Source organism: Blautia sp. AM28-27, from assembly GCF_003480905.1.
GTDB classification, from domain to species: Bacteria; Bacillota; Clostridia; order Lachnospirales; family Lachnospiraceae; genus Fusicatenibacter; species Fusicatenibacter saccharivorans.
Window position 1 is genome coordinate 1 of record NZ_QUJK01000036.1, and the last position, 2455, is coordinate 2455.

The following is a 2455-nucleotide window of genomic DNA, read 5'->3' on the forward strand; positions in this document are numbered from 1 at the left end:
GTAAGCGCAAAATATTGCTACGTTACTCATGAATTACGCTTGCACCAAAATGATAGATGCAAGCGTTTTACTCTATTTTAGTTTTGACAGTTCGTTTTCGCAGTCTCGCTCCATGGGGCAAGCTGTTCCAACTGTTCATCTGACATTTTATCGTCTGGCCGCTGTGATAAGAGATATGTCAGATATTTATAGGTATTCAGATCATTCGCTTTTGCCATCTCGACCATTGTATACACAATAGCACTGGAGGCAGCTCCTTTCGGACTGGCACTGAACAGCCAGTTCTTCCGGCCGACAGTGAATGGCCTGATTGCATTCTCGCTAAGATTATTGGACAAACTGCAATGACCGTCTTCCAGATAAGTCATCAGGGTGTCTTTCCGATTTTGGGCATAGTTTACCGCTTTCGCCAAACGGGTTCCTTTGTTTGGGCGCTGTTGATCCAGCCAATTCCAGAATGCCTCCAGTATTGGCTTCTCCTTTTCAAGACGAAATTGTTTTCTCTGCTCCGCAGTGTGATTTTTTGCTTTTGAGTACCGCTCACAATCAAACAGCTTGGAACAGAACTGTACTCCCTGCACTGCCGGAAGGCTGTAATCATACTCTTTCCCTTTCGGTATGGCATCTGTGAAGTAACGTCTCACATGTGCCCAGCAAGAGCAGCGTTTGATGTCCGGCAGATTATTATAACCCTGGTATCCATCCGTCTCCAGATATCCGCTGAACCCCTGTAGGAAAGATGCTGCATGGAACTTTGCCCTTGTCTCTGTGTAATGGTAGAGCAGGATCGGCGGAAGTCCGTCTTCTCCACTGCGGAAGAGCCACATCCAGGAATCCGTTTCAGGATTACGCTCCGGCTCATTCAGTACCTGAACCCGGGTTTCATCTGCCATCAGATATTTACGCATCCGTAACTGACGGTGAAAATAATCATAAACATGACGGAGATAATTCTCGGCACAGTAAATGATCCAGTTAGCAAGCGTAGCCCGGCTTAATGGGACACCCAGTTGCTTCCAGTCCTCTTCCTGCCTGTTTAACGGCAGACCATTCTGGTACTTCTGGTGCATTGCCCATCCGACAACGGATTCCGATGCATAACTTTCCGGGATCAATGCTTCCTGAACAGGGGCTTTGACAAATGTCTGATCATCCGGATGTTCCTCTGATATGGCACACTCCGGGCATTTATAGGTTTCACGATAGATATTTACTACTTTTCCCTTGGCAGGGGTAAAACGAAATTCATGGCGGACGAATTCTTTCCCAATACATTCCATCTGCGTTCCGCAGGTTGGACAGTTTCGCTCCTCCTCCGGAAGAGAAATGATCTCGTCGCAGGAAGGAACATTTTTAAAGAGATCAGCATGTGTCCGTCTTGCTTTTCTCTTATGTTCCGGAACAGTGATGTCATCAGGAAGTTCCTGTTCCCATGTCGGATCTGCTTCCTGCTCGGCTTCATCAAAAAGATTCAACTGGCCATCGATATCTTTCCGTTTTTCACTGGAAGTACCAAAAAGTTTCTTCGTGAGATATTCAATCTGCTGACGAAAGTTTTCTTTTTCCAGCCGGTCTGTTTCCAATGTTTTTTGTAAAGACTGGATCAGTTCTGTCTGTGTGGAAATCGTCTTATTCAGTTGGTTGATCATGTCCTTGTACGCAAGGATTTTTGAATCTTTTGAATTGCCAGCCATATGTTTTCTGCTCCTTTTTCACTGCTCTTATTATACTATAAAAAGCAATGAAAAAGAAGCAGAAAACCCAGCATTTACAAGGGATTTCAGACATGATACAGGGTGAGAAGTCCCTCCGTTTCTGTTGGTTGGCATAGATGTTTTACGCGATCATTCCGTAGGTTTGAATGCCTTGGGTTGTTCGATTTCAAGCCCGGACATGAGCCAGTCGAATTGCTGCCAGGTCAATTGTTTTACTTCCAGCTGATTTCTGGGCCAGCGAAACCTGCCCTGAACTTCCATACGTTTATACAGCAGCACAAATCCGTCAGATTCCCAGAGCAAAGCTTTGATCCTGTCACAACGTTTTCCACAGAAAAGATACAGGGCACTTCGCCTTGGATCCATATGGAGTTGATCCTCTACAATAGCACACAGCCCGTCAATGGATTTCCGCATATCCGTTCTGCCTGTTACGATATAGATTTCATCGGCGGCTGTGATATCCCCTAACATTCCAGCTCCTTCACAATTCGAAGCGTTTGAGCCAGAAGCTGAGGATCTGTTCCATTTGGTATTGTTAGATGAAAGCTGCCTACAGACAGCTTCATTGACTCTGCTACAGAAAAGTTATTCCTTTCCGTAGCTGCCGGAATTACATTTAATGGCTGTTCATAAGGAATCGGGTCAGTATCATGAAACTCCACTCTGACAACTTCCTGGCTTTCTGGTGCGCGATAGGTGCGTCCAGTTGACGCCGGCAAATCCACACAACCTTTCTG

General features: G+C 45.7%; 2 protein-coding genes and 1 pseudogene. All 3 read right to left on the reverse strand.

Annotation, left to right across the window (positions count from 1 at the left end; genetic code table 11):
• Window positions 1-77: 77 nt before the first annotated feature.
• Entirely contained in the window at window positions 78-1694 is a 1617-nt protein-coding gene (tnpC, locus tag DW743_RS17765) for an IS66 family transposase (RefSeq protein ID WP_117762295.1), read from the reverse strand.
• Window positions 1695-1844: 150 nt separating this feature from the next.
• Window positions 1845-2189: an IS66 family insertion sequence element accessory protein TnpB gene (tnpB, locus tag DW743_RS17770; protein ID WP_009246070.1), complete on the reverse strand. Its 345-nt coding sequence runs from the start codon at window positions 2187-2189 to the stop codon at window positions 1845-1847.
• Window positions 2183-2455 (reverse strand): annotated as a pseudogene (locus DW743_RS18220) (IS66 family insertion sequence element accessory protein TnpA); the annotation flags it as partial. The gene tnpB and the pseudogene DW743_RS18220, both read right to left, overlap by 7 nt.